The 3,491-nt window shown below is 62.3% G+C and carries 4 protein-coding genes; 1 reads left to right on the top strand and 3 read right to left on the bottom strand.

Annotated features, from left to right (window positions below; genetic code table 11):
• The coding region (locus tag DBR24_RS12740) for a DegT/DnrJ/EryC1/StrS family aminotransferase (protein WP_146189028.1) at positions 1–210 on the top strand (210 nt) is incomplete at its 5' end.
• A gap of 56 nt (positions 211–266) precedes the next feature.
• Here the strand turns inward: DBR24_RS12740 and gcvH are convergent.
• The 3 genes from gcvH to DBR24_RS12755 all read right to left on the bottom strand — a co-directional run.
• Positions 267–650 carry a glycine cleavage system protein GcvH gene (gene gcvH, locus DBR24_RS12745; protein WP_128614933.1) on the bottom strand — a complete coding sequence of 128 codons (384 nt, stop codon included), beginning with the start codon at positions 648–650 and terminating at the stop codon, positions 267–269.
• Positions 651–698: 48 nt separating this feature from the next.
• On the bottom strand, positions 699–1,781 hold the full coding sequence (gcvT, locus tag DBR24_RS12750) for a glycine cleavage system aminomethyltransferase GcvT (protein ID WP_128614934.1): 1,083 nt from the start codon (positions 1,779–1,781) through the stop codon (positions 699–701).
• A 155-nt stretch (positions 1,782–1,936) separates the two neighbouring features.
• Positions 1,937–3,491: iron ABC transporter permease (locus tag DBR24_RS12755; RefSeq protein WP_146189029.1), on the bottom strand; the 1,555-nt coding region annotated here is incomplete at its 5' end.

Consider the following 3,491-nt stretch of genomic DNA (forward strand, 5'->3'; position numbering starts at 1 on the left):
ATGCAGGCACGGGGTATCGGCATCGGTTATCACTACCCGCCGATTCACTTGCTGAGCCTGTACCGCGAGCGCGGCTTCAAGGAAGGCATGTTGCCGGTGGCGGAGCGGGTCGGACGGCTGATCGTGTCGTTGCCGATGTTCACCACCATGACCAAGGACGATGTCGAGCGTTCGGTGGCGGCGGTGAAAGCGGTATTGCGCGACGCCTGATTGACGCCCACAAAAAAGCCCCGAGAAATCGGGGCTTTTGAAGTATTACAGTCTGCTTATTCGCCGATGGCCGCCTTGTAACCGGCAGCGTCGAGCAGCTTGTCCAGATCAGCCGCGTTATCGGGCTTGAGCTTGAAGATCCAAGCACCGTACGGGTCGGAGTTCAGCAGTTCCGGCGAAGCGCTCAGCTCTTCGTTGATGGCGATCACTTCACCGGCAATCGGCGAGTAGATGTCGGAAGCGGCTTTCACCGACTCGACCACACCGGCCTGATCTTCAGCCGCATATTTGTTGCCCACTTCGGTCAACTCGACGAACACCACATCGCCCAGCGCTTCCTGCGCGTGATCGCTGATGCCCACGGTAACGGTGCCGTCGGCTTCCAGACGTGCCCACTCATGACTTTCGGCAAAACGCAGTTCAGCGGGGATATTGCTCATGCTCGGTGTCCTCAGGAAATTGTCAGCGGTCAGGCCCGCCGGAAAAGGTTAGATCAAGGTTTTGCCATGGCGCACGAAGGTCGGTTTCACCACCCGTACCGGATACCACTTGCCACGGATTTCCACTTCGGCGCGGTCGGCTGTGGCCATCGGTACACGCGCCAGGGCAATCGATTTACTCAGCGTAGGAGAGAAACTACCACTGGTGATCTCTCCTTCGCCAACATCGGCGATGCGAACCACCTGATGGGCGCGTAAAACACCCCGCTCCTCAAGCACCAGGCCCACCAGTTTGTGCGCAACGCCGGCGGTTTTTTCCGCCGCCAGTGCCGCCCGCCCGATGAACTCCCGCGAGGCCGGTTCCCAGGCAATGCTCCAGGCCATATTGGACGCCAGCGGCGAGACATCTTGATGAATGTCCTGGCCGTAGAGGTTCATCCCCGCCTCAACCCGCAGCGTGTCGCGGGCGCCGAGGCCAATCGGCGAAATGCCAGCACCGACCAGATCGTTGAAAAATCCCGGCGCCTGTTCGGCCGGCAAGGCGATTTCCAGCCCGTCCTCACCGGTGTAACCGGTACGCGCGATGAACCAGTCGCCATCGACTTCGGCTTCAAACGGTTTGAGGTGCTGGATCAGCGTGGCGCGGGACTGGGTGACCAGTTCGGCGATCCTGTGCCGGGCCTGCGGGCCCTGGATGGCGAGCATCGCCAGCTCGGTGCGCTCGTGCAGTTGCACGTCGAACCCGGCCAGTTGTGCGTGCATCCAGGCCAGATCCTGATCACGGGTGGAGGCGTTGACCACCAGCCGATAACGGTCTTCGAGGCGATAGACGATCATGTCGTCGACGATGCCGCCACGCTCGTTGAGCATGGTGCTGTACAACGCCCGACCGGGGCGGTGCAGGCGTTCGACATCATTGGCCAGCAAATGCTGGAGCCAGGCCTTGGCCTGGTTGCCGGTAACGTCGATAACGGTCATGTGGGATACATCGAAGACCCCGCAATCGCGGCGCACTTCGTGGTGCTCCTCGACCTGCGAGCCGTAATGCAGTGGCATGTCCCAACCGCCAAAATCGACCATTTTCGCGCCAAGGGCGAGATGCAGGTCATACAGAGGCGTACGCTGTCCCATGGGTTTCTCCTTCCGGGCGTGGCGAAGGCGCGGACAGCCGCTGCACAGTTGAAAGCCTTGAAATATAAGGCTCTCAGCCGATTTCAGCGTACCGATCTGTCAGACTAACCGCACCGAATGCCGCGCATTGTAGCCGCATGATTCAGGACTGACGACTAAGTGTTTCGGTGCGCCGAGCGGCGGATCAGGCCGATGACCGGCAATAAACCGACCAATACCAGCGTCAGCGCCGGCAGCGACGCCCTCGCCCATTCGCCTTCGCTGGTCATTTCAAAGATGCGCACCGCCAGCGTGTCCCAGCCAAACGGGCGCATCAGCAGGGTGGCGGGCATTTCCTTGAGCACATCGACGAACACCAGCAACGCCGCGCTCAACGTGCCGGGCAGCAACAGCGGCAGATACACTTTGAAAAACAGTCTCGGCCCACTGACACCCAGACTACGTGCCGCTTCGGGCAATGAAGGCCGTATACGCGCCAGACTGTTTTCCAGCGGCCCGTAGGCCACCGCAATGAAGCGCACCAGATAAGCCATCAGCAACGCCGCCAGACTGCCGAGCAACAGCGGCTTGCCGGCGCCGCCGAGCCAGCCCGACAGCGGAATCACCAGTTCGCGGTCGAGGTAGCTGAAGGCGAGCATGATTGACACCGCCAGCACCGAGCCCGGCAACGCATAACCGAGATTGGCCAGGCTGACGCCGGAACGAATCGCCCGGGTTGGCGCCAGCCGTCGGGCGAAGGCCAGCAGCAACGCGACGCTGACGGTGATCAACGCCGCCATGCCGCCCAGGTAGAGGGTGTGCAGGATCAACCCGGCGTAACGCTCATCGAGATCGAAGCGCCCGCGCTGCCAGAACCAGACGAGCAACTGCAGCAGCGGAATCACGAACGCACAGGCGAACACCAACGTGCACCAGCCTGTCGCTGCGAACGCCTTGAGCCCGCGCAAGTGATACAGCGCCTTGACCCGTGGTCGCTCGTTGCTTGCCCGGTTGGCACCGCGTGCCCGCCGTTCGCCGTATAGCACCAGCATCACCACCAGCAACAACAGGCTCGCCAGTTGCGCCGCGCTGGGCAGGCTGAAGAAGCCGTACCAGGTCTTGTAGATCGCGGTGGTGAAGGTGTCGAAGTTGAACACCGACACCGCACCGAAATCCGCCAGGGTTTCCATCAGCGCCAGCGCCACCCCGGAACCGATCGCCGGCCGCGCCATGGGCAATGCCACACGCCAGAACGCCTGCCAGGGCGATTGCCCGAGCACCCGCGCCGCTTCCATCAGGCCTTTGCCCTGCGCGAGAAACGCGGTGCGCGCCAGCAGGTAAACGTAGGGATAAAACACCAGCACCAGCACCACAATCACCCCGCCGGTGGAGCGCACCCGCGGCAGGCGTAACCCGCTGCCGAACCACTCGCGCAACAGCGTTTGCACGGGCCCGGCAAAGTCCAGCAGACCGACGAAGACGAACGCCAGCACATAAGCCGGGATGGCGAAGGGCAACATCAGCGCCCAGTCGAGCCAGCGCCTGCCGGGGAATTCACAGAGGCTGGTGAGCCACGCCAGACTGACGCCGAGCAGCGTCACACCGACGCCCACGCCAAGCACCAGGGTCAGAGTGTTGCCCAGCAAGCGCGGCATCTGGGTTTCCCACAGGTGCGACCAGATCTGCTGATCGATGGTTTGCCACGACAGCAACAGGACACTCAGGGGCAAC

This window comes from Pseudomonas sp. HMWF006, assembly GCF_003061205.1.
Lineage (GTDB): Bacteria > Pseudomonadota > Gammaproteobacteria > Pseudomonadales > Pseudomonadaceae > Aquipseudomonas > Aquipseudomonas monsensis.